Origin of the sequence: Streptomyces albus subsp. albus (assembly GCF_000725885.1) — a bacterium.
GTDB classification, from domain to species: domain Bacteria; phylum Actinomycetota; class Actinomycetes; order Streptomycetales; family Streptomycetaceae; genus Streptomyces; species Streptomyces albus.
The window spans coordinates 1-26,013 of sequence record NZ_JODR01000019.1 but is presented as its reverse complement, the minus strand read 5'-3'; the positions used below and the strand labels follow the sequence as shown (position 1 = coordinate 26,013).

The 26,013-nt window shown below is 71.2% G+C and carries 25 protein-coding genes; 17 read left to right on the top strand and 8 right to left on the bottom strand.

Translation table 11 applies throughout. The annotated features are described in order from the left end of the window. Positions 1-30 precede the first annotated feature (30 nt). From IO40_RS0122365 to IO40_RS0122355, 3 genes are all read left to right on the top strand, one after another. Positions 31-495 carry a helix-turn-helix domain-containing protein gene (locus tag IO40_RS0122365; RefSeq protein WP_031176002.1) on the top strand — a complete coding sequence of 155 codons (465 nt, stop codon included), beginning with the start codon at positions 31-33 and terminating at the stop codon, positions 493-495. A 322-nt stretch (positions 496-817) separates the two neighbouring features. Further along, entirely contained in the window at positions 818-1,492 is a 675-nt protein-coding gene (locus IO40_RS0122360; protein ID WP_031029174.1) for a hypothetical protein, read from the top strand. Between the two features lie 211 nt (positions 1,493-1,703). Beyond that, positions 1,704-2,048 carry a DUF2516 family protein gene (locus tag IO40_RS0122355; RefSeq protein ID WP_016472263.1) on the top strand — a complete coding sequence of 115 codons (345 nt, stop codon included), beginning with the start codon at positions 1,704-1,706 and terminating at the stop codon, positions 2,046-2,048. Between the two features lie 387 nt (positions 2,049-2,435). Here IO40_RS0122355 and IO40_RS0122350 read toward each other — a convergent pair whose 3' ends face one another. Both IO40_RS0122350 and IO40_RS0122340 read right to left on the bottom strand, forming a co-directional pair. Continuing rightward, entirely contained in the window at positions 2,436-3,893 is a 1,458-nt protein-coding gene (locus tag IO40_RS0122350) for a PP2C family protein-serine/threonine phosphatase (protein WP_394298498.1), read from the bottom strand. Between the two features lie 272 nt (positions 3,894-4,165). Then, positions 4,166-5,206, bottom strand: a complete 1,041-nt coding sequence (locus tag IO40_RS0122340; RefSeq protein ID WP_016472261.1) for a C40 family peptidase — start codon at positions 5,204-5,206, stop codon at positions 4,166-4,168. A gap of 375 nt (positions 5,207-5,581) precedes the next feature. On the opposite strand from IO40_RS0122340, the gene pstS reads away from it, so the two are divergent. From pstS to pstB, 4 genes are all read left to right on the top strand, one after another. After that, positions 5,582-6,706, top strand: a complete 1,125-nt coding sequence (pstS, locus tag IO40_RS0122335) for a phosphate ABC transporter substrate-binding protein PstS (RefSeq protein WP_031176000.1) — start codon at positions 5,582-5,584, stop codon at positions 6,704-6,706. A gap of 223 nt (positions 6,707-6,929) precedes the next feature. Further along, positions 6,930-7,898 carry a phosphate ABC transporter permease subunit PstC gene (pstC, locus tag IO40_RS0122330; RefSeq protein WP_031175999.1) on the top strand — a complete coding sequence of 323 codons (969 nt, stop codon included), beginning with the start codon at positions 6,930-6,932 and terminating at the stop codon, positions 7,896-7,898. Then, on the top strand, positions 7,895-8,968 hold the full coding sequence (gene pstA / locus IO40_RS0122325; RefSeq protein ID WP_030407986.1) for a phosphate ABC transporter permease PstA: 1,074 nt from the start codon (positions 7,895-7,897) through the stop codon (positions 8,966-8,968). Before pstC ends, pstA begins: the two co-directional genes overlap by 4 nt. Positions 8,969-8,981: 13 nt before the next feature. Further along, positions 8,982-9,758 (top strand): phosphate ABC transporter ATP-binding protein PstB, encoded by a 777-nt coding sequence (pstB, locus tag IO40_RS0122320; protein ID WP_016472257.1) that lies wholly within the window; start codon positions 8,982-8,984, stop codon positions 9,756-9,758. A 145-nt stretch (positions 9,759-9,903) separates the two neighbouring features. On the opposite strand, the gene IO40_RS0122315 is transcribed toward pstB, so the two are convergent. Both IO40_RS0122315 and IO40_RS0122310 read right to left on the bottom strand, forming a co-directional pair. Further along, positions 9,904-10,899 carry an inorganic phosphate transporter gene (locus tag IO40_RS0122315; RefSeq protein ID WP_031175998.1) on the bottom strand — a complete coding sequence of 332 codons (996 nt, stop codon included), beginning with the start codon at positions 10,897-10,899 and terminating at the stop codon, positions 9,904-9,906. 6 nt (positions 10,900-10,905) lie between these two features. Next, positions 10,906-11,526, bottom strand: coding sequence for a DUF47 domain-containing protein (locus IO40_RS0122310; protein WP_016472255.1), 621 nt, complete (start codon positions 11,524-11,526; stop codon positions 10,906-10,908). Positions 11,527-11,732: 206 nt separating this feature from the next. On the opposite strand from IO40_RS0122310, the gene IO40_RS0122305 reads away from it, so the two are divergent. Next, complete coding sequence (locus tag IO40_RS0122305) at positions 11,733-12,101, top strand: metal-sensitive transcriptional regulator (protein ID WP_016472254.1); 369 nt, start codon at positions 11,733-11,735, stop codon at positions 12,099-12,101. 374 nt (positions 12,102-12,475) lie between these two features. Here the strand turns inward: IO40_RS0122305 and IO40_RS33910 are convergent, their stop codons facing one another. Together IO40_RS33910 and IO40_RS0122295 are read right to left on the bottom strand one after the other, a co-directional pair. Next, the gene (locus tag IO40_RS33910; protein ID WP_016472253.1) at positions 12,476-12,706 is read right to left on the bottom strand and encodes a hypothetical protein; all 231 of its coding nucleotides are present in this window, start codon (positions 12,704-12,706) and stop codon (positions 12,476-12,478) included. A gap of 144 nt (positions 12,707-12,850) precedes the next feature. After that, positions 12,851-13,795 (bottom strand): SCO4651 family lipoprotein, encoded by a 945-nt coding sequence (locus tag IO40_RS0122295; RefSeq protein WP_031175997.1) that lies wholly within the window; start codon positions 13,793-13,795, stop codon positions 12,851-12,853. Positions 13,796-13,909: 114 nt separating this feature from the next. Between IO40_RS0122295 and IO40_RS0122290 the strand changes: the two genes are divergently transcribed. Then, positions 13,910-14,110: a hypothetical protein gene (locus IO40_RS0122290; protein ID WP_031175996.1), complete on the top strand. Its 201-nt coding sequence runs from the start codon at positions 13,910-13,912 to the stop codon at positions 14,108-14,110. Positions 14,111-14,266: 156 nt separating this feature from the next. Here IO40_RS0122290 and IO40_RS0122285 read toward each other — a convergent pair whose 3' ends face one another. After that, a complete protein-coding gene (locus IO40_RS0122285; protein ID WP_031175995.1) occupies positions 14,267-14,977 on the bottom strand; it encodes a phosphatase PAP2 family protein in 711 nt (236 codons plus the stop codon). A gap of 263 nt (positions 14,978-15,240) precedes the next feature. Beyond that, entirely contained in the window at positions 15,241-16,221 is a 981-nt protein-coding gene (locus IO40_RS0122280) for a C40 family peptidase (RefSeq protein ID WP_016472249.1), read from the bottom strand. Between the two features lie 374 nt (positions 16,222-16,595). On the opposite strand from IO40_RS0122280, the gene IO40_RS0122275 reads away from it, so the two are divergent. The 8 genes from IO40_RS0122275 to IO40_RS0122240 all read left to right on the top strand — a co-directional run bounded on the left by IO40_RS0122275 (position 16,596) and on the right by IO40_RS0122240 (position 25,946). Next, positions 16,596-16,904, top strand: coding sequence for a hypothetical protein (locus IO40_RS0122275; protein ID WP_016472248.1), 309 nt, complete (start codon positions 16,596-16,598; stop codon positions 16,902-16,904). A 66-nt stretch (positions 16,905-16,970) separates the two neighbouring features. Beyond that, on the top strand, positions 16,971-17,618 hold the full coding sequence (locus IO40_RS0122270) for an O-methyltransferase (protein WP_016472247.1): 648 nt from the start codon (positions 16,971-16,973) through the stop codon (positions 17,616-17,618). 209 nt (positions 17,619-17,827) lie between these two features. Then, the gene (locus tag IO40_RS0122265; protein WP_031175994.1) at positions 17,828-18,691 is read left to right on the top strand and encodes a maleylpyruvate isomerase family mycothiol-dependent enzyme; all 864 of its coding nucleotides are present in this window, start codon (positions 17,828-17,830) and stop codon (positions 18,689-18,691) included. A gap of 339 nt (positions 18,692-19,030) precedes the next feature. Beyond that, positions 19,031-19,885, top strand: coding sequence for a DUF8175 domain-containg protein (locus IO40_RS0122260; RefSeq protein WP_031175993.1), 855 nt, complete (start codon positions 19,031-19,033; stop codon positions 19,883-19,885). After that, on the top strand, positions 19,875-21,215 hold the full coding sequence (locus IO40_RS0122255; protein WP_031175992.1) for a hypothetical protein: 1,341 nt from the start codon (positions 19,875-19,877) through the stop codon (positions 21,213-21,215). Before IO40_RS0122260 ends, IO40_RS0122255 begins: the two co-directional genes overlap by 11 nt. Then, positions 21,212-22,777: an SCO6880 family protein gene (locus IO40_RS0122250; protein ID WP_030409790.1), complete on the top strand. Its 1,566-nt coding sequence runs from the start codon at positions 21,212-21,214 to the stop codon at positions 22,775-22,777. Before IO40_RS0122255 ends, IO40_RS0122250 begins: the two co-directional genes overlap by 4 nt. An 84-nt stretch (positions 22,778-22,861) precedes the next feature. Continuing rightward, positions 22,862-24,292 (top strand): ATP-binding protein, encoded by a 1,431-nt coding sequence (locus IO40_RS0122245; protein WP_016472242.1) that lies wholly within the window; start codon positions 22,862-22,864, stop codon positions 24,290-24,292. Between the two features lie 94 nt (positions 24,293-24,386). Further along, the gene (locus IO40_RS0122240; RefSeq protein ID WP_031175991.1) at positions 24,387-25,946 is read left to right on the top strand and encodes a type IV secretory system conjugative DNA transfer family protein; all 1,560 of its coding nucleotides are present in this window, start codon (positions 24,387-24,389) and stop codon (positions 25,944-25,946) included. Positions 25,947-26,013 lie beyond the last annotated feature (67 nt).

Here is a 26,013-nt window from a genome sequence, read left to right as displayed (position 1 = left end):
AAAGTTAGCGGACGGGTGCACTCTGGAGTCATGGCCTCGCTCAACGTCGGGAACCTCGGGGAGTTCCTCCGGGAACAGCGGCGGACCGCGAAGCTGTCCCTGCGGCAGCTCGCGGACGCCGCCGGTGTCTCGAACCCGTACCTGAGCCAGATCGAGCGCGGCCTGCGCAAGCCGAGCGCGGAGATCCTCCAGCAACTGGCCAAGGCGCTGCGGATCTCCGCGGAGACGCTGTACGTGCAGGCCGGGATCCTCGACGAGCGGGACCGTGAGGACCTGCTCCAGGTGCCCGCCGCCATCCTCGCGGACTCGTCGATCACGGAGCAGCAGAAGCAGGCGCTGCTCCAGATCTACGAGTCGTTCCGCAAGGAGACGGCCCACCAGCGCGCGGCCGGGCACGAGACACCGGGCCCGGCCGACGAGCGGGCCGACGAGCGGGCCGACGGCCGGACCGAGGGCCCGTCTCCGGGCCGGACGGCCGAAGGGCCCGCGGAGTGAGGCCGTGGCGGCGGACGGGGATACGTCCGGCAGCCGCCGCACGATCCGCCCACATCTGAACACCGACTACCCACATCGAGCAGCCGCGCACCGAGCGCCCGTACGGCGAGCACCCGGCCGGCCATCCGGCCGGCGCTCGCCGGGCACCGGAGCAGCGGGCCGCGGGGCCTTCGGGCTCCGCACCCGGGACCCGGCGAAGCGCGCACCGAGCGCACCACGAAAGAGCATCCAGCCGGACCGGGGCGATGCGGGCCGACCCGCTCACGACGGTCGGCAACCGGTCGCCCCACCACGCGAGTTCAGCCACGAAAGGCGTACGCACATGCCCATCGCGAACGATCTGCGCAAGACCCTCACCGACCCGACGCCGCTCTACTTCGCCGCCGGCGTCGTCGACAAGATCCGCGAGGAGGCGCCGCAGGCGCTGGCCGCCGTGCGGGAGACGGACCCCAAGGAGGTCCAGGCGAAGCTCACCAAGCAGGCCAAGGAGACCCAGGCGAAGGTCACCGAGACCCTCAGCGGGCTGGACACCGACCTCAAGAAGCTCCGCGAGCAGGCGCAGCACCTGGCCCTCCAGGGCGTGGGCGTCGCCGCCGAGTACGCGGTCAAGGCGCGTGAGGCCTACGACGAACTGGCGGTACGCGGTCGCGAGGCGGTCAAGAACTGGCGGGGCGAGAACGGTGGCGGCGAGGCCCCCGAGGTGACCGTCGAGCGGGCGCCCGCCCAGTCGGTGAAGGTCGCCGAGCCCCCGGCCGAGGAGGTGGCGGCCCCCGAGCCGGCCGCGCCCAAGTCCGCCGCCCGGAGCGCGGGCTCCCGCAACGGCACGGCCGCCGGCGCATCCGGCAAGAGCACCAGCGGCACCACCAGCACCACCGGCAAGGGCGCTGCCAAGAGCACCGGCGGCTCCGCGAAGACCGGCACCGCGCGGAAGTCGGCGGGCACCACCCCGCCGGCCGCCCGGAAGCCCTCCGCGAAGGAGACGGAGACGGACTCCTGACCGGCTCCCGGCACCCGGCCGGCACGCGGCTCCTGCTCGGGTCCGGGGCCCTCATCGGCGCCCCGGGCCCGGACCGCGGACGGGAGGGGCGGGAACGGGGCGGGCACCTTTCGCGGGCCCGGCCCGTTCCTCCCGTGCTGGGGTACGGTTGCGGCAAAGCGCCCTTTACGAACGAGTCAAGCGTCCGAGACCGACCGGGAGTGTGAGCACGATGTTGTTCCAGGGCTTCCAGGCCACCGTCATGGGGCTGATCTCCCTCGTGCTGCTCGCCCTGGCGGTTTTCGCCTTCGTGGACGGGGTGCTGCGGCGGGAGGACGCCTACCGCGCGGCCGACAAGCAGACCAAGCAGTTCTGGCTGATCATTCTGGGGCTCACCGTCGTGGTGAACCTGGCGGTGCCGTGGTTCTTCCTGCTGCAACTCATCGGCGCGGTCGCCAGCATCGTCTACATCGTGGACGTCCGTCCGGCGCTGAAGCAGGTCATGGGCCGCGGCGGCGGGCGCCGACGCGGCGGCAGCAGCAGTGACGGCCCGTACGGCCCCTTCAACGGCCGGTGAGCCCCTTCGATGGCCGGTGACTGGCCGGGCGGCGGCAGCCCGTCGCTGACAGCCCGCCTCCGGCAGTCCTCGTCCGACGGCGGACCCGGCTGAGGGACCCCGCCCGACGACCCCGTGCTGGCGGGCCTGGTCGACGCTCCCTGATGTCCCGGGCCTCCGCCTGACGGGTCCCGGGCCGGTAGCCCTCCGCCGACGGACCTCCGGTGAACGGCTTTCGCCGACGGGGCCCGGCTGAGGGAGCCCCGGCTGAGGGAGCCGAGTGCCGGCACCGCACCACGGCACGGCCGCGCGAAGAACCTTCCGTCCGGCCCGCCCGGGGGCGGAGGCGTCCGCCGCGCCGGCTCCGCCAGTCCTCCGGGCGGGTTCTCCTGCGCGGTCCGTCCGCCCTCAGCGTTCCCTGTCCAGCAGGACGACCGCCACGTCGTCGGTGAGTTCGCCGCCGTTGAGCCGGCGGACTTCCGTCATCGTCTCCTCCAGCAGCCGTTCGCCGCGGGCGCCCTCGGCCATGCGCCGGGCCACGATGTCGAGCATGCCCTGCTGGCCGAGCCGCTGCGTGCTGTCGGTGCGGCCCTCGTCGACGCGGCCCTCGATCAGCCCGTCCGTGTACATCATCAGGCTCCAGGAGCGGCCCAGGGTGACCCGGCGGCGGGGCCAGCCGACCTGCGGGAGCAGGCCGAGCGCCGGGCCGCTGACGTCCTCCGGGAGGAGCCGGGGCGTCGCGCCGCCGCTGCCGGCGAACAGCGGGGAGGGGTGGCCGGCCAGGTGGACGTCGGCACTGCGTCCGTCCGGCGCGATGTCGACGGTGCACAGGGTCGCGAAGATCTCCTCGCTGTCCCGTTCGTTCTCCAGCACTTTCTGCAAGGTGGCGAGCAGTGCGTCGCCGCTGAGCCCGGCGAAGGTGAGGGCGCGCCAGGCTATCCGCAGCTCGACGCCGAGGGCCGCCTCGTCGGGGCCGTGCCCGCACACGTCGCCGATCATGGCGTGCACGGTGCCGTCGGGGGTTCGGACGGTGTCGTAGAAGTCGCCGCCGAGCAGGGCGCGGGAGCGTCCGGGACGGTAGCGGGCGGCGAACCGCAGTTCGCTGCCCTCCAGCAGCGGCCTGGGCAGCAGTCCGCGCTCCAGGCGGGAGTTCTCCTGGGCGCGCAGCCGGGACTCGGTGAGCTGGCGCTGGGCGAGGTCGGCGCGTTTGCGGGCGACGGCGTAGCGGATGGCCCGGTTGAGCAGCCGGCCGTCGAGTTCGTCGCGGAAGAGGTAGTCCTGGGCGCCGACCCGTACGGCGTCGGCGGCGCGTTCGGCGTCGGTGCCGTCGGTGAGCGCGAGCACGGCGTGCCGGGGCGCCATCCGCAGGACGCGGCGGAGTATGTGCAGTTCGTCCGGTTCGGTGGCGGGGCTGCCGGAGGCGGAGGTGCCGGAGGCGGGGGTGCCGTCCGCCTCGTCGTCGCCCGCGCAGGCCCCGGTGGGGGCCGCCTCAGCCGGGCAGGGCCCGGCCGCGGCGGGTGCGCCGTCGCCGTGGTGGTCCCCGCCCTCCTCGTGGGGCAGGGCGAGGTCGAGCAGGATGCAGTGGACGTCGTCGGTGAGCAGCCGTGCCGCTTCCGTGAGGTTGCGGGCGGTACGGACGCGTACGGGCTTGCCGCAGGCGTCGAGCATGCGGGGCACACTGAGGTCCCCCGCGGGGTCGTCCTCGATGACGAGCAGATTCAAGGCGGTGCCGGCCGACTGCGCGGACTGCGGGGCCTGCGCGTCGGCGGGCCGCGTCGCCGCCCCGGCCGCGGGCGCGCTTACGGGCATGCTGGAACCTCTCCCTCCCCCGAGGGCGTGGTGCGCGCGCCGTACGGCGGCCACCATGGATCGGCCCGGAACGGCGCGCGGTGGTCGGACGCTCGTCATCCCGGGCTTACCGAAGGGACCTTAACGCCCTTGCCTGTGCGGGCGGAACGGCTGACGATAATCCGCCCCTGTCATATGACCGGGCCAGACCGGGAGTTCACCGCCCGACAGCACCGATATCGCTGGTCAGTACATGACCAAGCTCACGCGCCGGAAGCCGCCGAACGACCACAGAGCGAACAGAAGAGGAAGGAAACAGGCCACAATGGTGCACGTCGCCGTGACGCCGCTCACTTGTCGGGCCGCACAACCCCCAGGATTGGCATCGAACCGGCGCCCTCGATCGTGATCTGCCGCCCCGTACGCGGCGCGTGCAGCAGCGCACCGTCGCCCACGTAGATCCCCACGTGGCTGGCGTCCTTCTTGTAGATGATCAGGTCGCCCGGTCGCATCTTCGCGACCGGCACGTGCGGCAGCTGCCGCCACTGCTCCTGCGAGGTGCGCGGGATCCGTACCCCCGCGGCCTCCCAGGCGCGCATCGTCAGACCCGAGCAGTCGAAGGTGTCGGGGCCCTCGGCACCCCACACGTAGTCCTTGCCGAGCTGCTTGGTCGCCCACGCGAGGGCCTTCCGGCCGGCCGGTGACGCCTTGCCGCCGACGCCGTCGAGCGCACCCGACTTCAGCCACTTGGCCTGCCGCGCCTTCGCCGCGTCCTCCTCCAGCCGGCGCAGCCGCTCCCGCTCCTCCTTCTTGAGGCCCGACTCGATCTTCTTCGCCTTCTTCAGCTGCGCGGTGATCTTCTTCTTCGCCGCGGCCTTCTTCTTGCGGGTCCTCTCCAGCTGACGCCACTCGTCACTGGCCTCCTTGGCGTCACCGCGCAGCGAGGAGCGGGTCTCGGTGAGGGTGTCGAGGAAGGAACGGGTGGCCTGCTGACCCTTGTGGGCGAGCGAGAGCCCGTCCAGGAAGTCCTCCGGGTCGTCGCTGAGCATCAGCCTGGCGTGGGGTGGCATGCCGCCGTTGCGGTACTGGGCGCGGGCCATCGCGCCGGCCGTCTTGTTGAGCTTGTCCAGTTTGCCCTGGGTGGCATCGATCCGCTTGGCCAGCCGGACGATGCGCTTCTGCTGCTTCTTGACCGCGGCCTCCGCCGCGTTGTAGGCGTCCGTCGCCGACCCGGCCCTGTCGTGCAGCCGCTCGATCTGTTTGCGGATCTCCTCCAGGCTCGCACCCCCGCCGCTCCGCCGCGCCGTACCGCTCGCATCGGGCGGTTGCGGGTCGGCGTAGGCGGTGCCGAGTGCCGGCCCCATCAGCAGGGCCATGGTGCAGACCACCATGAGTGGGCCACGCCTGCCGGACGTCGGGAGGGTCGAGCTGCTCAGCGGCCGTCTCACCCGGGCCACCCCCTGTTTGTATGGTCAACTCAGGCCAGTGCAGCGGATAGTGCCATGCCGACCGGAAAGACAACAGAGGAACGTACTGACGAGTATCAAGCAGTGCGTACTGTGCGGCCCTCCCCGGGGCACGCACCGGGCTGACCGCCGAGGTTCACTCTGCGTTCACTCAGCTCCGTCGGCCACGTCACCTGATCTGTCTAATTTCGGCCTTACGAAGAGCGCGGCACCCCGCGAAACCGGAACCGCGCCCCATAGCCAGAGAGCCCGACGGCCGGCCGGTCGTCGCTCCCGGGCCCAGGAAGGAACTGAACGAAAGTGAAGCTTCAGCGCACGATCCGGCTCCGCACCGCAGCTGTCGGCGCTCTCGTGGTCTCTGGCGCCCTGGTTCTGAGCGCCTGCGGCTCGGACGACAACTCCGGCGGCTCCGGCAGCGAGACGAGCAAGGCCGCCAGCAACATCAAGTGCGACGGCGAGGGCAAGCTCCTGGCCTCGGGCTCCAGCGCCCAGAAGAACGCCATGGACGTGTGGACCCAGACCTACCAGTCGGCCTGCAGCGGCACCCAGCTCAACTACAAGCCGACCGGTTCGGGCGCCGGCATCCAGGAGTTCCTCCAGGGCAAGACCGCCTTCGCGGGCTCCGACTCGGCGCTGAAGCCAGACGAGGTCGCCAAGTCCAAGAAGGTCTGCAAGAGCGGGCAGGCCATCGACCTGCCGATGGTCGGCGGCCCGGTGGCCGTCGCCTACAAGCTCGACGGCGTGGACGACCTGGTGCTGGACGCCGACACCCTGGCCAAGATCTTCGACTCGAAGATCACCAAGTGGAACGACCCGGCCATCAAGAAGCTCAACCCGGACGCCGATCTGCCGGGCACCAAGATCCAGGCGTTCCACCGCTCCGACGAGTCGGGCACCACCGACAACTTCACCAAGTACCTCAACACCGCGGCCCCCTCCTCCTGGAAGCACGAGCCCGCCAAGGCGTGGGCCGGCAAGGGCGGCCAGGGCGCCGACGGCTCGTCCGGCATCGCCACCAACGTCAAGCAGAACGACGGCGCCATCGGCTACGTCGAGCTGTCCTACGCCACGGGCAACGACCTGAGCACGGTCAAGCTGGACACCGGCGCCAAGGAGCCCGTCGAGGCCACCACCGACAACGCCTCGAAGGCCATCGCGGACGCCAAGGTCGTCGGCCAGGGCAAGGACCTGTCGCTGGAGCTGAACTACAAGACCAAGGCCGAGGACGCCTACCCGATCGTCCTGGTGACGTACGAGATCGTCTGCGACAAGGGCAACAAGAAGGAGTCCCTGGACGCGACGAAGTCCTTCCTGAAGTACACCGCGAGCGAGGACGGCCAGAAGTCCCTCGCGGAGAAGGGCTACGCCCCCATCCCGGACGAGATCATCACCAAGGTCCGCTCCACGGTCGACAGCCTGAAGTAACCCTCCCCGCCGGGAACGCGGCTCCTTCCGCCGCCCCGGCACCAGCCCGACGGTGTGGTCCGGCGGTGCCACGGCACCGCCGCCCGCCCCACCCATGCCGAGCCGCACCCCTTTTGTCCCGGATCATCCGGGTACGTGGCACGGCGGAACGATCCGGTGCACCGCCAAAGGACCGCAGCACGCCCGCCGTGCGGCGCTCCGCACCAGCCAGACCGGAGAAACCATGGCTACCGAAAACCCACCCGCCCCGGCGGGGCCCACGCGGGGGGACACCCGCAAGGGCGACCGCATATTCCTCGGCCTCTCCCGGGGCTCCGGGATCACCCTCCTGGTGATCATGGCCGCGATCGCCGTCTTCCTCGCCTGGCGGGCCGCACTCGCCATCAGCGCCGACGAGGCGAACTTCCTCACCGCCTTCGAATGGGACGCCAACGCCGACCCGCCCCGGTTCGGCATCGCGGTCCTCGCCTTCGGCACCGTCGTCAGCTCCCTCGTCGCGATGGTCGTCGCCGTACCGATCGCCGTGGGCATCGCGCTGTTCATCTCGCACTACGCGCCGCGCAGGCTCGCGACCCCGCTGGGCTACGTCATCGACCTGCTGGCCGCCGTCCCCTCCATCGTCTACGGCCTGTGGGGCGCGCTCTTCCTCGTCCCCCACCTCACCGGTCTGTACGCGTGGCTGGACGACTACCTCGGCTGGACCGGCATCTTCAGCTACGAGGGCGGCGCCGCCCGCTCCCTGTTCACCGCCGGGATCCTGCTCGCCATCATGATCCTGCCGATCGTCACCAACGTCTCCCGCGAAGTCTTCCGGCAGGCCCCCAAGATGCACGAGGAGGCGGCCCTCGCCCTGGGCGCCACCCGCTGGGAGGTCATCCGCATCTCGGTGCTGCCCTTCGGCCGGTCCGGCGTCATCAGCGCCTCCATGCTGGGCCTGGGCCGCGCGCTGGGCGAGACCATGGCCGTCGCCACGGTCCTCTCCCCCAGCTTCGTCATCCAGGCCAGCCTGCTGGAGCCCGGCGGCGGCACGTTCGCGCAGAACATCGCCGCGGGCTTCAAGGAGGCCGGGTCCATGGGCCGGGACGCGCTGATCGCCTCCGGCCTCGTCCTGTTCGTCATCACCCTGCTGGTCAACGGTGCGGCACGACTGATCATCGCGCGCCGCAAGGAGTACACGGGAGCGAACGCATGAGCCAGACCGTCATGGCCGACGCCGCGCCCCGTGACGCCGCCGCCCCCACCCCCACACTGCGCCGCCCCCGGCTGCCGCGCTGGGCCCCCGCCGGACTGGCCGCCCTCGCCGTCGCCCTCGGCTGCGGCATCGGCCTGATCGGCGGGCTCGACAGCCGCATCCAGTGGGGCCTGATCGCCGCCGTGCTGTACGTGGCCCTCACCGCCGTACTGGCCGGCGCCGTCGAAGGCGCCCGGCAGGCCAAGGACCGGCTGGCCACCAGTTTCATCTGGGTCAGCTTCCTGCTGGCCGTCATCCCGCTGGCCTCCCTCATCTGGGAGACGATCGCCCGCGGGGTGAAGGTCCTCGACGGCTACTTCCTCAGCCACTCCATGAACGGCGTCATCACCATGGAGGCCGGCGGCGGGATCTACCACGCACTGATCGGCACCCTCGAACAGGTCGCCCTCGCCACCCTGATCGCCGCCCCGGTCGGGCTGCTCACCGCGATCTACCTGGTCGAGTACGGCACCGGACGGCTCGCCAAGGCCGTCACCTTCTTCGTGGACGTCATGACCGGCATCCCCTCCATCGTGGCCGGGCTCTTCGTCCTCTCGTTCTGGATCATCATCCTCGACTTCGGCTACTCCGGGTTCGCGGGCGCCATGGCGCTGGCGATCCTGATGATGCCGATCGTCGTCCGCTCGACGGAGGAAATGCTCAAGCTCGTCCCCAACGAGCTGCGCGAGGCGTCGCTGGCGCTGGGCGTACCGAAGTGGAAGACCATCCTCAAGGTCGTCCTGCCGACCGCGGTCGGCGGCATCACCACCGGCATCATGCTGGCCGTCGCCCGCGTGGCCGGCGAGTCGGCCCCGATCCTGCTGCTGGTCTTCGGCTCCGCCCAGATCAACGCCAACCCCTTCGAGGGCGCTCAGTCCTCACTGCCCTACTACGTCTACGAGCAGTGGGCCAACGGCAACGAGCCGTCCTACGACCGCGCCTGGGCCGCCGCCCTCGTGCTGATCGCCTTCGTCATGATCCTCAACCTGGTCGCCCGCGGCATAGCCCGCTGGAAGGCCCCCAAGCACTAAGGCAGTGATTCCCATGGCCAAGCGCATCGACGTCAGCGGCCTCTCCGCCTACTACGGCGGCTTCCGCGCCATCGACGACATCTCCATGACGATCGAGCCGCGCTCCGTGACCGCCTTCATCGGCCCCTCCGGCTGCGGCAAGTCCACCTTCCTGCGCACCCTCAACCGCATGCACGAGGTCACCCCCGGCGGACGCGTCGAGGGCAAGGTGATGCTGGACGACGAGGACCTGTACGGCAGCGACGTGGACCCCGTCTCCGTCCGCCGCACCATCGGCATGGTCTTCCAGCGGCCCAACCCCTTCCCGACCATGTCGATCTACGACAACGTCGCGGCCGGCCTGCGGCTCAACGGCAACCACCGCAAGAGCGAACTCGACGACATCGTCGAACGGTCCCTCAAGGGCGCCAACCTGTGGAACGAGGTCAAGGACCGGCTCGGCCGCCCCGGCTCCGGCCTGTCCGGCGGCCAGCAGCAGCGGCTGTGCATCGCCCGGGCCATCGCGGTGGAACCCCAGGTGCTGCTGATGGACGAGCCCTGCTCCGCGCTCGACCCGATATCCACCCTCGCCATCGAGGACCTGATCGGGGAACTCAAGTCGCGGTTCACCATCGTGATCGTCACCCACAACATGCAGCAGGCGGCACGCGTGTCCGACCGCACCGCCTTCTTCAACCTCGCCGAAGTGGGCGCGCCCGGCAAGCTCGTCGAGATCGACGACACCGAGCGCATCTTCTCCAACCCGTCGGTGCAGGCCACCGAGGACTACATCTCCGGCCGCTTCGGCTGACCCCCCAAGGGGTCCGGCCCCGAGACTGCCCGCGGTGCGGCATGGCGGTGCCACCGCGGGCTCCTCGTACCGCTGCCCCGCCCTCCTCGTACGGGGACGCCGAGGAGGGCGGGGCAGCGGAAGGGAAGCGGAGAGACGGGCGCCGTCAGCCGAAGACCAGCTTGACCGCCCAGTAGATGACGGCCGCGACGACCGCCGCCGCGGGCATGGTGATGAACCAGCCCACGATGATGTTCTTGGCGACGCCCCACCGCACCGCGCTGACCCGCTTCGTCGCACCGACACCCATGATCGCCGAGGTGATCACATGCGTGGTCGAGATGGGCGCGTGGAACATGAAGGACGCGGTGTACATCACGGACGCCGCGGTCGTCTCCGCCGCGAAACCCTGCGGCGGGTCCAGCTCGATGATCCGCCGGCCCAGGGTCCGCATGATGCGCCAGCCGCCCGCGTAGGTGCCCAGCGACAGCATCGCGGCGCAGGCGATCTTGACCCACACCGGGATCTCGTTGTGCTCCTGGACGTCCGCGATGGTGAGCGCCATCACCACGACACCCATGGTCTTCTGCGCGTCCTGGAGACCGTGCCCCAGGGCCATCCCCGCCGCGGAGACCGTCTGCGCGATGCGGAAGCCCCGCTTCGCCCGGTGCGGGTTGGACTTGCGGAAGAGCCACAGGATGACGCACATCACGAAGTAGCCGAGGACCAGGCCGATGATGGGCGAGAGGAACATCGGCAGGACGATCTTCTCGATCACCCCGGACCAGAAGACGGTGATGCCGCCGGCCAGCGCCGCGCCCACCATGCCGCCGAACAACGCGTGGCTGGAGGACGACGGGAGCCCGAAGTACCAGGTGATGAGGTTCCAGGCGATGGCCCCCACGAGCGCGGCGAACAGGATGCCCATGCCCGCCTCGCCGTGCGGGGTCACGATCAGCCCCTCGCTCACCGTCTTGGCGACCCCGCTGCCCAGGAAGGCACCCGCGAGGTTCATCACGGCGGCCATGGCCAGTGCGGCGCGCGGGGTGAGCGCCCGGGTGGAGACCGACGTCGCGATGGCGTTCGCCGAGTCGTGGAAGCCGTTCGTATAGGTGAAGAAGAGCGCGACACCGACGGTCACGATCAGCGCGAAGGTGTCCACGGAAGTTCAGGACTCCTTGACCGCGATGGTCTCGACGGTGTTGGCCACGTGCTCGAACGCGTCCGCGGCCTCCTCCAGCACATCCACGACCTGCTTGAGCTTCATGACCTCGATGGCGTCGTACTTGCCGTTGAACAGGTGCGCCAGCAGCTTGCGGTGGATCTGGTCGGCCTGGTTCTCCAGCCGGTTGACCTCGATCCAGTACTCGGTGAGGTTGGCCATCGTGCGCAGGTTCGGCATGGCCTCGGCCGTCAGCTCCGCCGCCCGCGACAGCACCTCGATCTGCTGCTCGACCCCCTTGGGGAGCTCCTCGATCTGGTAGAGGACGACGAGGTCGACGGCCTCCTCCATGAAGTCCATGATGTCGTCGAGGGAGGACGCCAGGTTGTAGATGTCCTCACGGTCGAACGGGGTGATGAAGGAGGAGTTGAGCTGGTGGAAGATCGCGTGTGTCGCGTCGTCACCCGCGTGCTCCGCCGCGCGCATCCGTTCGGAGATCTCGGTTCGCGCGGAGGAATCCGCCCCGAGCAGTTCCATGAGGAGCTTGGAGCCGGTCACGATGTTGTCCGCGGAGGCCGCGAACATGTCGTAGAAGCTCGTCTCCCTGGGGGTCAGACGAAAGCGCACTGGGGGTCCTCGGATGCATCGATGACGGTCTCGTTGATGCTAGGCGCATCATCCGGCCACAGCGAACCGGCCTCCCCCAGTGTCACCCATGGAGGCCCGCGCCCTGAAGCGGGCTCCGAGAAGTCCGGTATCATATACCCAGTAGGGGTATCAGAGGCCCGGGGTCACGGCCTTCGACCGCCCCTCGTCACCACCTGGAGGACCGCATGACGCCCCCGCAGACCGCGCCGGACACACCGAACACCGTGGCCGAAGCCACCTCCGAGTGCTGCTCCGCACACGCGGCCACGGGCGAGCACGGCTACACCAAGAACAAGGACGCTCACGTCAAGCGACTGCGCCGCATCGAGGGCCAGATCCGCGGCCTGCAGCGGATGGTGGACGAGGACGTCTACTGCATCGACATACTCACCCAGGTCTCGGCCTCCACCAAGGCTCTCCAGTCCTTCGCCCTCCAGCTCCTGGAGGAACACCTGCGGCACTGCGTCGCCCACGCCGCACAGGACGGCGGCGCGGAGATGGACGCCAAGGTCGAGGAGGCCACAGCGGCCATCGCCCGCCTCCTGCGCACCTGAGCCCCACCGGCCGGCACGGCCGCACTCCCGTTGTCCGCACCGCCACGCCCTGTGGTCGGGGCCGGCCCAGCCTGGCGGCTTCAGCGGAGGGGACGGGGCCCGGCGGGCGCAAGGCGGCCGGATCGAAGCGGCCCGGAGCGGCGGGCGGGCCGGGGACGGCCGGATCAGCCTCCGGAAGCGCTCCGGGCCTGACGGGAGCGCACGCGTTCCGCACCAACGGCGGGAGCCGGCCGGACCAACGTCGGGAAGCGGACCGGGTGGCGGGCCCGCAAGCGTTGCCGGACCGACGGCCCTGGCTGACGGCCCCGACCGACGGCCGCGGACCGGCGCAGCGGCCGGGAGCGGACCGGCTCCGCGTCCCGGAACCGGCCGCCTCAGCGGAGGGGGCCGGGTACGTCGTCCAGTTCGGCCGCGGCGTGGCGCAGGACCTCGTCGATACGGGCCAGCGTCAGCGGACCCTCGGCCGCGGAGGCGGCGATCATCAGTTCGCCGCACAGTTCGATCTCGGCGAGGGCTGCGTGGTCCTGGTGATCCTGCAACAGTGAGCGCCCGCGGGGGTGGCCCCCACGGCCGTCGCCCCTGTCGTCACGCTTCCGTACAGGCACACGAATCACCTCCCGTGCTCCACGGATCACCGGGCGGAATGCCACGGCTGGGCCGGGGGCCCGGCCTCCCAGCGTAGGGAGTGCCCCACGGTCCGCGCATGGCACTTCCGAACCATTTACCGGACCGATCTCCGGCCGCCCCGGCTAGGGAACGGCGATGGTGCCCGCCCAGATGTCCCCCGGCTCCGGCATGGTGAGGTGCACGGGAGCGCCGAAGTCGTGCAGCGTCGTGGTGGAGGTGACCGTCAGGTCCACCTCGGGCGTCGGCTCGCCCGTGCTGCCGTTCCGCCCGCCCGGGGCCGTCGCCTCGACGGTGTTGCCCCGCGCGTCCGTGGTGAAGGCGAACCGGTGCTGGACCTTCCGCAGCCGGCCCCGCCCGTCGAGATAGGCGTCGAAGGGGACCGTCCGCCCGGAGAACCCTTTCTCCGCCGCACGGAGCTGACGCCGCGCCTGACGTGGGGCCCCGGCGGCGGCCCGCTCGATGTCGACCACCCCGCTGTAGTGCCACACCCGGACGCCGTCCAGCTCGGCGGTGCCCTCGAAAGCGGTCCGGCGGGCCCCGCGCAGCAGCCGTGCCGCAGTCAGCGGGTCGGTGGCCCCGCCCGTCACCAGATTCCCGTCGGGGAGGCCGGCCGTCGCCACCCGTACCCACTTGTCGGCGGGCACCCCGGCCCGGTTGCGCATGTAGAGCGAACCGGGCGTGAGCAGCTCGGTGACCGGGCGGCGCTCCCCGGGCGGCGCCCCGTCCGCGCCGGGCGGCAGGGTGACGCGCAGCCTGCCGGTGCCGCGGGCCAGGTCGAAGACGCCGTGGCCCTCGATGGTGACGCGGGTGGCGCCGCTGGACATCTCCATGGCGGTGTGCACCCGTGCGCTCCCGGCGCGGGACAGTGTCCGGGCCGCAGCCACGACGGCCGCCCGGCCCGGGCCCGCGTCACGGGCCGCCGTCGGCAGGCCGTCGGTGGCCACGGCACCGTCGCCCGAGCAGCCGGCCAGCGCGAGTGCCACGAGGGCCGCGCCCAGGGCGGTCGCCAGCAGGGGAGCGGTCGCCGCACCGCCTCCCGACCGTCGCCACAGCCGCCCCACTGTCATCTCCCGCCGACCCCTCGTGTCCGGTCGTTGCCGGCACCGGTCGCGGGCCGGTCCGGATCGGACGGTTCAACGAGGCCCGGTCGGCGCCCGTCACGGCCCGAGTACGGTGGTCACGTGCGAGAGCGAGCCCCCGAACACCCGGACCCTCCCACCGCGCACCACATCTCGCTGACCGAGCGGGGGTCCTTCTGCTCCGCGTCGTGCAGCTGCGGCTGGCGCGGCCCCGCCCGCCGCGCCCGTGACCGCGCCCGCACCGACGCCGACACCCACCTGCGGGACGGAACGCCGCAGGCGGGGACCGCACCGGGCATGTGAGGCCCCGGCGCCGGGCCGGGTGACGTACACAGGTGCGGGGAAGGCCGCACCGTTCGGCCGCACCACACGGCAGCGCCCCCGCCGCGTGATGCGACGGGGGCGCCGAGGGTCGTCATACGGGCCGACGGCCCCCTCACCCAGGGGCCGGGCCGGTCGTCAGGCCGCCAGATCGCGGTCCGAGGCGCGGCGGGGCGCAGCCGTCCGTCCGGCGGGCTCGTCCACGAGGGCACCGCCCCCCGCACCGGACGTACCGCCGGCCCACAGCAGGGACTCGATCCGGGCGTTGCCCGCCAGCTTCCGCACCAGCGGGGTGAGGGCCCACATGGCGACCGGGGCGAGCAGCAGGGCGACAGCGGTGCCCAGGGCCAGGCCACCGACCACGTCGGTGGGGTAGTGCACCCCCATGTATACGCGGCAGAAGCCCTCCAGCACGGCCAGGGCGATGGCGATGAGACCCGGCTTGCGCTGCACCATGAAGATGCCGACCGCGATGGCCATGGTCAGCGTGGCGTGGTCACTGACGAACGAGAAGTCGGTCTTGCCCTGGACCAGGACCTCGACGCCGTCGTGGTCGAGGAAGGGCCGTGGCCGCTCCACGAAACCGCGGATGGGGATGTTGACGGCCAGTGCGATCAGCGCGGCGAGCGGGGCCCACACGAGCCCGGCGAAGCCGCTGAGCGCTTCCTCCCGGCTCTCCCTCTTGCGGGTCACCCCCCACCAGGCCCACAGACCCAGTACGACGAGGCCGACGGCGATGCCGTACTCCCCGACGTACTCCATGGTCCGGTCGGCCCAGGTGGGCGCGTCCTTGGCCAGGCCGTTGATGTCGTAGAGCAGTTCGACATCGGGGTTGTCCCAGAGTGCCATCGCGGTGCGGCCCCTCACTTCGGCTGTTGCTCATCACTGGATCTGCGCTGACGACCCCCCGTGGTCGCGGTGCGGAAGTTCCATTCCGCGGACAAAAACGCGCGGCGGCAGGTGAACCGTTCCGTTCTTACCGAACGATCACCAGGACGTTACCCAAGGGTGACCCATAGACGCAGCTCAGGGCCTGTGCCTCACGGATTGTTGACGCAATCCCTGCCCTGTGCGCACAACCGCCCACGCCGGACGTGACGGACGGCACGCCCTCACTTGGCGCTCGGCCGGGTCGCCCCGAAGTAGTCCGGGGTGTCGATCGGGTCGTACCGGATCTTGGCTCCCGTGTAGGGGGCGTTGATCATCTTGCCACCGCCCACATAGATGCCGACGTGGTGGATGCTGCGTGAATTGGTCAGGTCCGAGGCGAAGAACACCAGGTCCCCGGGGAGCAGCTCGCTCCGCTTGGGGTGCGGCCCGGTGTTGTACTGGTCATTGGCCACCCGCGGCAGCGTGACACCGACCGTCCTGTACGCCGCCTTCGTCAGCCCCGAGCAGTCGAACCGGCCCCCCTGCTCCGGCGTCCCGTTGCCGCCCCACAGATACGGCGTCCCCAGCTTGCTCTGCGCGAAGCTGATCGCCCCCGCACCCGCCTTCGTCGGGTTGAGCCGGCCGGTGGGCGCCGTGAAGCTCTCCGCCATCTTCCGGATGGTGGCCACGTAGTTCTTCGTCTCGCTGTACGGCGGCACACCCGCGTACTTGATCACGGCGTACGGTCCCGCGTTGTATGCCGCGAGCATGTTGTCGGTGACGTTGCCCGGCGCGTCCTTGACGTACTTGGCCAGCTTGCAGTCGTACATCGCGGCGGACGGAATGGCGTCCTCCGGGTCCAGTACGTCCTTTCGGCCGTCACCGTTCGCGTCGACCCCGTGGGTGGCCCAGGTCCCGGGGATGAACTGCGCTATCCCCTGCGCGTTCGCAGGGCTGCGCGCCTTGGGGTTCCAGCCGCTCTCCTGGTTGATCTGGGCGGCCAGCACCGCGGGGTTGAGGGCCTTGCACTTGTTGCCCCACTTCTCGATGAGCTGCTGGTAGGCGGCCGGTACCGCACCCTTGGCGAGGCTCACCGCCCCGCCGCCGACACCGAAGAGCCCCGCGGCGGCCACGTACGTGCCCACCACGAGCAGCGCGACGAACAGGGACAGCACACCCAGCCCGCCGCCGATCGCCAGCAGCCACACTTTCTTACGGCGCACGCCCCAACCCTCCCCCAGGGGACACCCGTTCACCACCCGGCAACTCCCCACATCATTCCAGCCCGGACGCCGAAGCGGAACGGCGGACGAGCGGCGCGGGGGTGAACACCGTGATCACCGGCCCCGCAGGGCCGGCCGCAGCGACCTGTCACGGCGTCAAGGGCGCACGGGCGCGCACGTGCCACCGGCCGATGCGGTACCCGACGGCGCTGAGCTCCAGGGGCCTCGCACACACCCGCGACGGATCGATTCGGCACCGCCGGGCAAGGCACCGCGAAGCGGGGCCACTTCGGGCAAGCTCGACAGCCCCGATGTCACCGGACCATGGCACAATCCGTCAGAGACAAACCTTGAAACTAGGCGGTGAGTTCACCATGTTCTTGGCGGCTGACAAAGGCGATATCACCACCATCATCGGCGGCATCGCGCCCGACTGGGGGCCGTTCGGCTCGCTCGGGCACGAAGCGCGCGTCATGATCGAGGTCATCATGGCGGTGGCCATCCTGCTCTGCCTCGGCATCGCCATCTGGGGCGCTGCCAAGCAGCGCATCGGCGCGACCGCGCTGCGCGACACCTTCAGCGCCGAGCAGGGGAAAGGTTTGATCGTCGCCGGGCTCACCGGAGTCTTCATCATCGGCTCGCTCGGCACCCTCTTCACCATCGTCTACGGCATGGCGGTCTAGCCGCCCCACCGGCGCAGCACCCATCCCGGGCGCCCGCCCGCCCTCATCCGCTTCCGGAGGAGCCGCATGGACATCGTGAGCCCCGCCCTCGACGACTACCTGCTGGCCCACTGCACGCCGGCGGACGACATCCTGCGCGATCTGGTCGAGGAGACCCACGCCCTCGTGCCGGGCACCTCGATGCAGATCACGCACGACGAGGGCGAGTTCCTCACCATGCTCGTACGGCTGACGGGCGCCAGGACCGCCGTCGAGGTCGGCGTGTTCACCGGTTACTCCTCCGTCTGCATCGCCCGCGGGCTGCCCGCCGACGGCCGCCTGATCGCCTGCGACATCTCCGAGGAGTGGACGTCCGTCGCCCGCCGCTACTGGGAGCGCGCCGGCCTCACCGACCGCATCGACCTGCGCCTCGCCCCCGCCGACGAGACGCTGCGCGCCCTTCCCGAGGAGCCCTTCGTCGACTTCGCCTTCATCGACGCGGACAAAGAGGGCTACCCCACCTACTACGAGGAACTGGTGCCCCGGCTGCGCCCCGGCGGTCTCCTCGTGCTCGACAACGTACTGCGCACCGGCCGCGTGGTGGACCCGGAGGCGCAGAGCCCGGCGGACGTCGCCATCCGCCGGATCAACGACAGGATCACCGCGGACGACCGCATGCAGTCCGTCATGCTGCCCCTGCGCGACGGAGTGACCCTCGCCCGCAAACGCACGTGACACCCACGCGGGGCACGCAGCACCTCACAGCACCTCATACCGTCGTCGGGGCCGCCCGGGTGATGCGGGCCCCGACGGCGGTACGGACGCCGCAGCATGCGCGCCCCACGGCGCGCTCCGTGCCCCACGACCACCCCGCGTCCCAGGGCGCACGCCCGTCCCCGCATACGCGATGGCCCAGGCCCGGACCGGTCGCTAGCCTCGCCGCCATGGCCTACGCATTCGACCACGAACGGTACTGCGCCGAACTCGCCCACCAAGCCGGACTCTTCGAGGCCGCCCTGGGCGCCGCAGGCCCCGACCGACTGGCCGCGCCCGTCCCCACCTGCCCCGAGTGGACCCTGCGCGAACTGACCGTCCACCTGGGCGGCGCCTACCGGTGGTTCGCCCACATCGTCCGCACCCGTGCGACCGAGCCCGTCAGCCCCGCCGATGTCGCAGGCGGCGCAGGGCCGGGCGACGACACCGGCCTGGACGAACTCGCCGAATGGTTCGCGGACGGCGCCCGCGACGCCGTCACCGCCCTGCGCGAGGCCGACCCGCACGCCCCCACCTGGTCGTGGGCCGACGACCACACCCCCGCCTTCTGGGCCCGCCGCGCCACCCACGAGACCGTCGTCCACCGCGCCGACGCCTGCCTCGCCGCCGGCACCGACTTCCAGGTCTCCCCCGAGATCGCCGCCGACTGCGTGGACGAATGGCTCCACCTCCTCACCCTCCCCCAACTGCGGGCCCGCAAGGAGTCCCTGCGGCTCCTCGACGAGCGCGCCGGGGCCCGCCTGCACCTCCACCCCACCGACACCCCCACAGGCCCCCACGACGCCACCGACGACGCGGCTCCCGTCGAATGGGTCATCGACCTGACCGCACCGGCCCAGGACGCCACCGAAGGACCCGCCCACGGCCTCAGCTGGCACCGCGGCCACGCCAAGGCCGACGTCGCCCTGCGCGGCCCCCTCACCGACCTGCTGCTCGTCCTCCAGCGCCGCCTGCCGTCGCACAGCCCACGCGTCGAAGTCCTCGGCGACCGCACCCTCCTCGACCTGTGGCTCCGGGCCACCAGCTTCGACTGACCCGCTCCCCCGTCCCGGGCATCCCGCCCCCGGGAGCCCCCTCCCGGCAGCGCCGAACGCCCCGGACGTGGGGCACGGGGGCACCGGGGGCGCGCGGCAGCGCGGGACCGGCCGCGCCGGTCACCCGCATCACACACGTCCCACGTCCAAGGCCGCCCCGGCGGCGTAGACGGCCCGTCAACGGGCACGACGCACCCGGCGCACCGTCCCGGCGTTCGAGATGCTGCCGAACACCTCGCTTGCACACGGCACATGCGAGCGGTGCCCCCGCTACCGTCATCTGAGGAGACAATGCAGTGACGGCAGTTGAGTGACGAAGGTCGAGGGGGCCAGCCCGGCATGAACATCGGTGGCGGCGACGGGTACGACGGGCGTACCCGCACGAGCGACAGCGCGCCCGAGGGCGGCCCGACGGCGACGCGGACGCGCCTACCGGGCGGCGACACCGACGGCCGGCCACCGACACGGCCCGGCCGCAGCCTGGTCACCGTCGTCGCGGTCATCGTCCTCCTCATCGCCGCGATCGCCTTCGCCAACCGGGGAGGCGGCGGCGGTGACGACGACTCCGCCACCGGCGACAACCGCTCCGGCAGCGCCCCCCGGGCGGACTCCACCGCACCCTCCGGTGAAAAACCCGTGAAGAACAAGGAAGCCGGCATCCCCTCCGGCTTCCCCCACAGCCGCCAGGGAGCACAGAGCGCGGCGGCGAACTACGCTGTCACGCTGGTGTCGCCGGACATGATGAAGGCGAAGGACCGCCAGGCGATCGTGCAGCGGATCTACGCGCCGGATCGTGTGGACAGCACACTGCGCAAGATGAACAAGGCGTACTCGCCCAAGTTCCTCGCGGCGTTGGGCCTGGACGAGGACGGCAGCCCGACCAAGGGCGCCACGTTCGTGTCCCGTACCGTCCCGGTGGGCACGAAGGTACGCGAGTACACCGAGAACTCGGCCAAGCTCGACGTCTGGTGCACGGGCGTCTTCGGCAACGCGGGGAAGAAGTCCACCAACCCGGTACGGAACGATTGGTTCACACTGAGCCTGGATCTCAAGTGGTCGGACGGTGACTGGCGTGTACAGGACTTCGCGCAAAAGGAAGGTCCCGCTCCCGTGAACGGCGACAACAGGGCCTCGGGCGCGGAGGAGATCTCGGACGCCGTGGACAGCTTCGGAGGCTTCACCTATGCCCGCTAATTCTCACCGCCGTTTCCTCGCCGTGGGTTCGGTCCTGGCAGGCCTCCAGCTCGCGGCGGTCGCGTTCGGCCCGCACGCCTGGGCCGAACCGAAGGACGATTGCGAATCCGTCCCCGGCCCCTTCCAGGAGGACTGCGACTCCGGCGCCGGCGACGACACACCCGGCAGCCCTCTCGACGACCCCGCCGCCGCGGCCGACCCCCTCTCCTCCCTCGCCAAAGGCTGTGCCGAAGCCGCCAGCTGGACGGTGAACAAGCTGGCCAAGCTGGTGGACACCTCCACGAAGGTGGACTTCACCAACACGGAGTTCCTGCGGCAGTACGCCGTGGTCTTCGCGGCCTCCACCATCCTGACGCTCACCCTGTGGCTGCTGGCGGTGGCCAAGCGGGCGGTGCGCGGGGTGCCGTTCACGGAGGCGATCACCGAGGCGGTCGGGTTCCTGTGGCTGACAGTGCTGGCGTCGGCGTTCACCCCGCTGATCCTCTACACGGTGGTGTCGGCGACGGACTCGGTGACGGACATCGTGGCGTCGGGCACCGACAAGGAGACCGACAAGTTCTTCGGCACGTTCTCCGCGGCGCTCAAGAAGGGCGACGACATCGGCGGCGGCCCGATCATGCTGATCGTGGTCTCGCTGGTGTCGGTGCTGGCGGCGGGCGTGCTGTATCTGGAACTGGTGGTACGGGCGGCGCTGCTGTACGTCGGCGCCCTGCTGGGCACGGCCGTCTACGCCGGTCTGGTCGACAAGAACCTGTGGGGTCATGTCCGCCGCTGGGCAGGCATCATGATCGCCGTGATCCTCGTGAAGCCCGTCATCGTGATCGTGCTGGGGCTCGCCGGCGCGCTCGCGGGCGGGGACGGCCCGGACTCGGTGTCCGCGGTGGTCTCCGGGCTGGCCATCATCCTGTTGGCGATCTTCGCGAGTGCGATGATCTACCGCTTCGTCCCCGGGTTCGGCGACGACATCGCCAACCACCGCAACGCCCTGCGCTCCTCCTCCCGGGGCGCGGCGGCCGTCGTGTCCTCGCCGGCCGCGCTGGTCCGGCAGGGCATCACCACGCACGGCGGCCGGGGCGGCCAGAACACCGCCGCCGCCTCGTCCTCGACTGGTGGCGGCGGCAAACCGTCGGGGTCGGCCGTCACGGGCGGCGTGGCCGCGCACAGCACCCGTGGCGGCGGCGCCCCGGAGGAGGCGGCACCCCGCCCGGCGGCTCCCGCACCGGCCGCCACCGGCACCCCGCATTCGGCCCGTCCGCCCCGGCAGAGCAGCCCGGGCCCGGCGGGTTCCGCATCCCATCGGCCTCGTCCCTCCGGAGGTGACCGCGGATGACGTCCCCCTCGCAGACCGCGGGGTCGGGCCTGCCCGCACCACGCCGTACGTACATGATCGGCAAGGCGCGTCCGAACGCGATCGTCGGCAAGAACCGCGAGACGGGCGAGATCGCCCTGATCGTCGTCGGCGCGTTCTTCGGGATGATGAGCGGCCTGCTGATCCCCGTGCTCTCCTTCCGTATCCCCGCCCTCGTCGGCTTTCCGGCGCTCGCGCTCGCCGCGGTGTACGTGCCGTACCGGGGCCGCACGTTCTACAGGTGGTTCGAGATCAACCGTTCCTACAAGCGGCTGCTGCGCCGCGGTACGTCGTATCGTTCGGACGCCGCCGAGGCGGGCATCTCCCTCGACGGGCGTGAGGTGGAGATCGGCCCGCCGCCCGGGGTGGGCCGTATCACGTGGCTGTCGGCGCCGTTCGGTCCCGACGAGATCGCCGTTCTGCTGCACGCCGACCGGCGCACGGTGACCGCCGTCATAGAGATCGAGGGCCCCGGCGTGGGTCTGCGCGACAGCGAGGACCAGGAGGCACTGGTCGACCGGTTCGGCACGCTGCTCAAGCACGTGGCGAACGGCGACGGCTATGTGACGCGGCTCCAGATGCTGGCCCGTACGCTGCCGGCCGACCCGGACGCGCACGCCAAGGACGTCGCCCAGCGCGGCAACGAGCGCGCCGCGGACTGGCTGCGCTCCTCCTACGACCAGCTGCTGTCGATGGTGTCCACCTCCAGCGAGCAGCACCGCGCCTACCTGGTGGCGTGCATGCACTACACCCGCGAGCTGGCCACCGAGGGCGCCACCATCGCCAAGGCGGCCCGCCGCACCGCGGGCCGCAAACTCTCCCGGGACGAGGGACTGGCCATAGTGATGGCCAGGGAACTCACCGACATCTGCGCACGCCTCGCGGAGGCCGACATCCGGGTGCGGCAGCCGCTGGGCCAGGCCCGGCTGGCATCGCTCATCCACTCCATGTACGACCCGGACCACCCCATCGACCACATCCAGGCGATGTCCCGGCGGAACGCCTGGCCGGCCGAGCTGGACGCGAGGGAGCCGACGTACCTCCAGGCCAAGACCCGCGAGTCGACCACCCGCGACCCGTGGTGCCACGCCACCGCGTGGGTCAAGGAGTGGCCGATGACTCCGGTCGGCGTCAACTTCCTCGCCCCGCTGCTGGTGCACACCCCGGACGTGATCCGCACGGTCGCCGTGGTGATGGACCTGGAGCCGACCGAGCTGGCCATCGAGCGCATGCTGACGGAGAAGACGAACGACGAGGCCGAGGCCAGCCGTTCGGCGAAGATGAACCGCACCGTGGACCCGCGTGACGTGGCCGCACAGGGCCGTGTCGACCAGCGCGGTGAGGACCTGGCCTCGGGCGCCGCCGGCGTCAACCTCGTCGGATACATCACCGTCTCGTCCCGCTCCCCCGAGGCCCTGGCCCGCGACAAGCGCACCATCCGCGCCTCCGCGGGCAAGAGCTATCTGAAGCTGGAATGGTGCGACCGGGAGCACCACCGTGCCTTCGTCAACACCCTGCCCTTCGCCACCGGCATACGCCGCTGAGGTGCCCCCCATGAATGACGCCCGCCTCGTCGCCGTACCGCCGCTCCACCCCCGCACCGCCGCTCCAGGCCGGAGGTAGCCAGCATGGCCGCGCTCGATCCGCTGACCGCCATCACCGAAGCGTTCACCAGCTTCCTGTTCGGCAAGACGGAGACGACCCGCCTGCCCGTCCGCACGTCCACGGGCCAGGCACAGGCCGTCTACCTGCCGACCGCCGCGCCCGGCCTCGGCGACTCCGGCGTCATCATCGGCCGCGAGGTCTACAGCGGGAAGGGCTACGTCTACGACCCCTTCCAGCTGTACGGCCAGCAGCTGCCGGCCCCGCACTGGCTGGTGCTGGGCGAGTCCGGCAACGGCAAGTCGGCGCTGGAGAAGACGTACGTGCTGCGCCAGCTGCGCTTCCGGGACCGCCAGGTGGTGGTCCTGGACGCGCAGGGCGAGGACGGCGTGGGCGAGTGGAACCTCATCGCCGAGGAAATGGGCATCACCCCCATCCGGCTCGACCCGACCGCGGCGCTGGACCAAGGCATCCGCCTCAACCCGCTCGACCCGTCCATCACCACCACGGGCCAGCTGGCACTGCTGCGTACCATCATCGAGGTGGCGATGGGGCACGGTCTGGACGAGCGTTCCGGCTTCGCCCTCAAGGTGGCGCACTCGTACGTCAACGCCACCACCACCGACCGCCAGCCGATACTCACCGACATCGTCGAACAACTGCGGCACCCCAAGCCGGAGTCCGCCGAGGCGATGAACGTGGCGCTGGACGACGTCCGCGACTGGGGCCTGGACGTCGCCCTCGTCCTCGACCGCCTCGTCGACGGTGACCTGCGCGGCATGTTCGACGGCCCGACGACGGTCGGCATCGACCTGGACGCCCCGCTGATCGTCTTCGACCTCTCCCACATCGACCGCAACTCCATCGCCATGCCGATCCTGATGGCCATCGTCGGCGTCTGGCTGGAGCACACCTGGATCCGGCCCGACCGGCGCAAGCGGATCTTCCTGGTGGAAGAGGCCTGGCACATCATCAACAGCCCGTTCGTCGCCCAGCTCTTCCAGCGGCTGCTCAAGTTCGGCCGCCGGCTGGGCCTGTCGTTCGTCGCCGTCGTCCACCACCTGTCCGACGTCGTGGACGGCGCGGCGGCACGCGAGGCAGCCGCCATCCTCAAAATGGCCTCCACCAGGACGATCTACGCCCAGAAAGCCGACGAGGCCCGCGCCACCGGCAAGGTCCTGGGCCTGCCGCGCTGGGCCGTCGAGATCATCCCGACCCTCTCGCCCGGTATCGCCGTGTGGGACGTCAACGGCAACGTCCAGGTCGTCAAACACCTGGTCACCGAGGCCGAACGACCCCTCGTCTTCACCGACCGCGCCATGACGGAGAGCTCCACCGACCTGGACTCCGGCCCCTTCGACGCCGCACTCGACGCCGATCTGGACGCCGAGACCGAGGCCCGCGCCCTGGCCATGGAACGCTCCGCGGGCCGCTCGTCCGGCTCGACGGTGGCCTAAGCGCCCCAGCCCCACCCCGGCGCGGCCAGGACAGCGATCTTGACCAGGGCGGAGCCCTTGCCGCGCCGGACCCGCCCGGATTGAATCGGTGCCGATGCCATACGACGACCGCGAGCACCCTCACCCTGCGGGTCACGACCCGTACCGGACACGCCGTACGGCCGGTACGCACGGGGGAGGTATCCCCGACGGCCTGCTGGTGGGCAGCCTCGCCTTCCTCCTGGGCCTGTGCGTCTTCGTGTGGACCGCCACCGGACTGGCGGGCCTCCTGGCACACGGCGCCTGGCCGGACGACGTCACCTTCGCCAACACCCCGGTCGCCATACGGGAACTGGTCACGGAGCCCCACGACATCAAGGGCGCCTGGCCGAACACCCCGCCCGGCCAGCTCTCCGGTTACGGACTCTTCTGGGGCATCTTCATCAGCCAGCTGATGGTCCTGGTGGTCCTCACCGTCTTCGTGATGGCCACCGTCGCCCGGGCCCGCGCCGTACGGAAAGCCCGCCGCCTGGCACGCCGGCACGCCCACGAACGCGAGAGCGACAGCGGCCGGGAGGACCCCACCACCCACACCGGACCGCACTCGGCGGGAACGACCACCGCCGCGGGCACCGGCACGGCTCCCGCGCCTCCGGACCCCCGCCAGTCCCCCGACGGACCCCCGCAGGCCGGCACACCGCCAGAGCCGCCCTGCACAGCCCAGCCCGTACCGCCCCCCGCAGCGCCGGCAACCCCCGCCACGACACCACCGGGCACAGCCACCGAGCAGCAACCGCCTGCCCCGACACCCCGGTCGGACCCCCCGACTGCCGTCTCACCGCTTCTGGGCGCCATGGCAGCGGCACAACCGCGCCGGGCGAACAGCACGCCTCTCCCAGGGAACGAGGACGACACACAACCCGCCGCGTACGACCCGGTCACCCGCATCCTCGAAGCGCCCGGGGCCGTACTCGTCGCCTCCCCCACGCCCGACCTCTGGGCCGCCACGAAGGCCGCCCGCGCCAAACTCGGCCCGGTCCACGTCTTCGACCCCACCCACGCCTGCGACACCCCCGACCGGCTCCGCTGGTCCCCGCACCACGGCTGCGCGGACCGCGCCACGGCCGCCGCCCGCGCGACCGCTCTGCTCGCGCCGCTGCGCTCCCCCCGCCCCATCGACGCGACCGTGCACACCACCGCGGAGACGATGCTCCGCTGCTGGCTGCACGCCGCCGCTCTCGAGAAGCGCCCCTTCAAAGAGGTGCACCGCTGGGCGCTCGCCACGACCCCCACCACGGACGCCGTACGCATCCTGCGCACCCACCCCAAGTCCACCGGCGGCGCTGCGGGCGAGCTGGAGGCAGCCCTCGCCGGGCACCCCCAACTCCGGGCCGACGCCGAGGCCCTGATCCGGCGCGCCCTGGCCCCGCTGGGACAGCTGCACGTCCGCAACGCATGCTCCGCCGAACGATCCGACCGGCTCGCGCTGGAATCCTTCATCGACGAAGCGGGCACGCTCTACGTAGTGGGCGCGGACCCGGACGTGCTGCCGATCCTCAACGCGCTCACCCAGAGCGTGGTCGAGCACGGCCGCCGCATGGCCGCACGGTCATCTGACGGCCGGCTCGACCCACCACTCACCGCCATCCAGAACCTCACCCCCGAAGGACGGTAACCCCAGCGGGGGATGCCTCCCGGAGACCGCACACGGGGCCGGTGTCCGCCAGCCGGCGGGAAAGTGA

What these genes read in the sequence shown, in the direction of transcription:
- IO40_RS0122275 (WP_016472248.1), top strand. Translation starts at nt 16,596, where the DNA reads ATGTTCTTGGCGGCTGACAAAGGCGATATCACCACCATCATCGGCGGC.
- IO40_RS0122265 (WP_031175994.1), top strand. Translation starts at nt 17,828, where the DNA reads ATGGCCTACGCATTCGACCACGAACGGTACTGCGCCGAACTCGCCCAC.
- IO40_RS0122355 (WP_016472263.1), top strand. Translation starts at nt 1,704, where the DNA reads ATGTTGTTCCAGGGCTTCCAGGCCACCGTCATGGGGCTGATCTCCCTC.
- IO40_RS0122285 (WP_031175995.1), bottom strand. Translation starts at nt 14,977, where the DNA reads ATGGCACTCTGGGACAACCCCGATGTCGAACTGCTCTACGACATCAAC.
- IO40_RS0122340 (WP_016472261.1), bottom strand. Translation starts at nt 5,206, where the DNA reads ATGGTGGTCTGCACCATGGCCCTGCTGATGGGGCCGGCACTCGGCACC.
- IO40_RS0122270 (WP_016472247.1), top strand. Translation starts at nt 16,971, where the DNA reads ATGGACATCGTGAGCCCCGCCCTCGACGACTACCTGCTGGCCCACTGC.
- IO40_RS0122255 (WP_031175992.1), top strand. Translation starts at nt 19,875, where the DNA reads ATGCCCGCTAATTCTCACCGCCGTTTCCTCGCCGTGGGTTCGGTCCTG.
- IO40_RS0122295 (WP_031175997.1), bottom strand. Translation starts at nt 13,795, where the DNA reads ATGACAGTGGGGCGGCTGTGGCGACGGTCGGGAGGCGGTGCGGCGACC.
- IO40_RS0122350 (WP_394298498.1), bottom strand. Translation starts at nt 3,893, where the DNA reads ATGGTGGCCGCCGTACGGCGCGCGCACCACGCCCTCGGGGGAGGGAGA.
- pstC (WP_031175999.1), top strand. Translation starts at nt 6,930, where the DNA reads ATGGCTACCGAAAACCCACCCGCCCCGGCGGGGCCCACGCGGGGGGAC.
- IO40_RS0122360 (WP_031029174.1), top strand. Translation starts at nt 818, where the DNA reads ATGCCCATCGCGAACGATCTGCGCAAGACCCTCACCGACCCGACGCCG.
- IO40_RS0122365 (WP_031176002.1), top strand. Translation starts at nt 31, where the DNA reads ATGGCCTCGCTCAACGTCGGGAACCTCGGGGAGTTCCTCCGGGAACAG.
- IO40_RS0122260 (WP_031175993.1), top strand. Translation starts at nt 19,031, where the DNA reads ATGAACATCGGTGGCGGCGACGGGTACGACGGGCGTACCCGCACGAGC.
- pstB (WP_016472257.1), top strand. Translation starts at nt 8,982, where the DNA reads ATGGCCAAGCGCATCGACGTCAGCGGCCTCTCCGCCTACTACGGCGGC.
- pstA (WP_030407986.1), top strand. Translation starts at nt 7,895, where the DNA reads ATGAGCCAGACCGTCATGGCCGACGCCGCGCCCCGTGACGCCGCCGCC.
- IO40_RS0122245 (WP_016472242.1), top strand. Translation starts at nt 22,862, where the DNA reads ATGGCCGCGCTCGATCCGCTGACCGCCATCACCGAAGCGTTCACCAGC.
- IO40_RS0122250 (WP_030409790.1), top strand. Translation starts at nt 21,212, where the DNA reads ATGACGTCCCCCTCGCAGACCGCGGGGTCGGGCCTGCCCGCACCACGC.
- IO40_RS0122240 (WP_031175991.1), top strand. Translation starts at nt 24,387, where the DNA reads ATGCCATACGACGACCGCGAGCACCCTCACCCTGCGGGTCACGACCCG.
- IO40_RS0122305 (WP_016472254.1), top strand. Translation starts at nt 11,733, where the DNA reads ATGACGCCCCCGCAGACCGCGCCGGACACACCGAACACCGTGGCCGAA.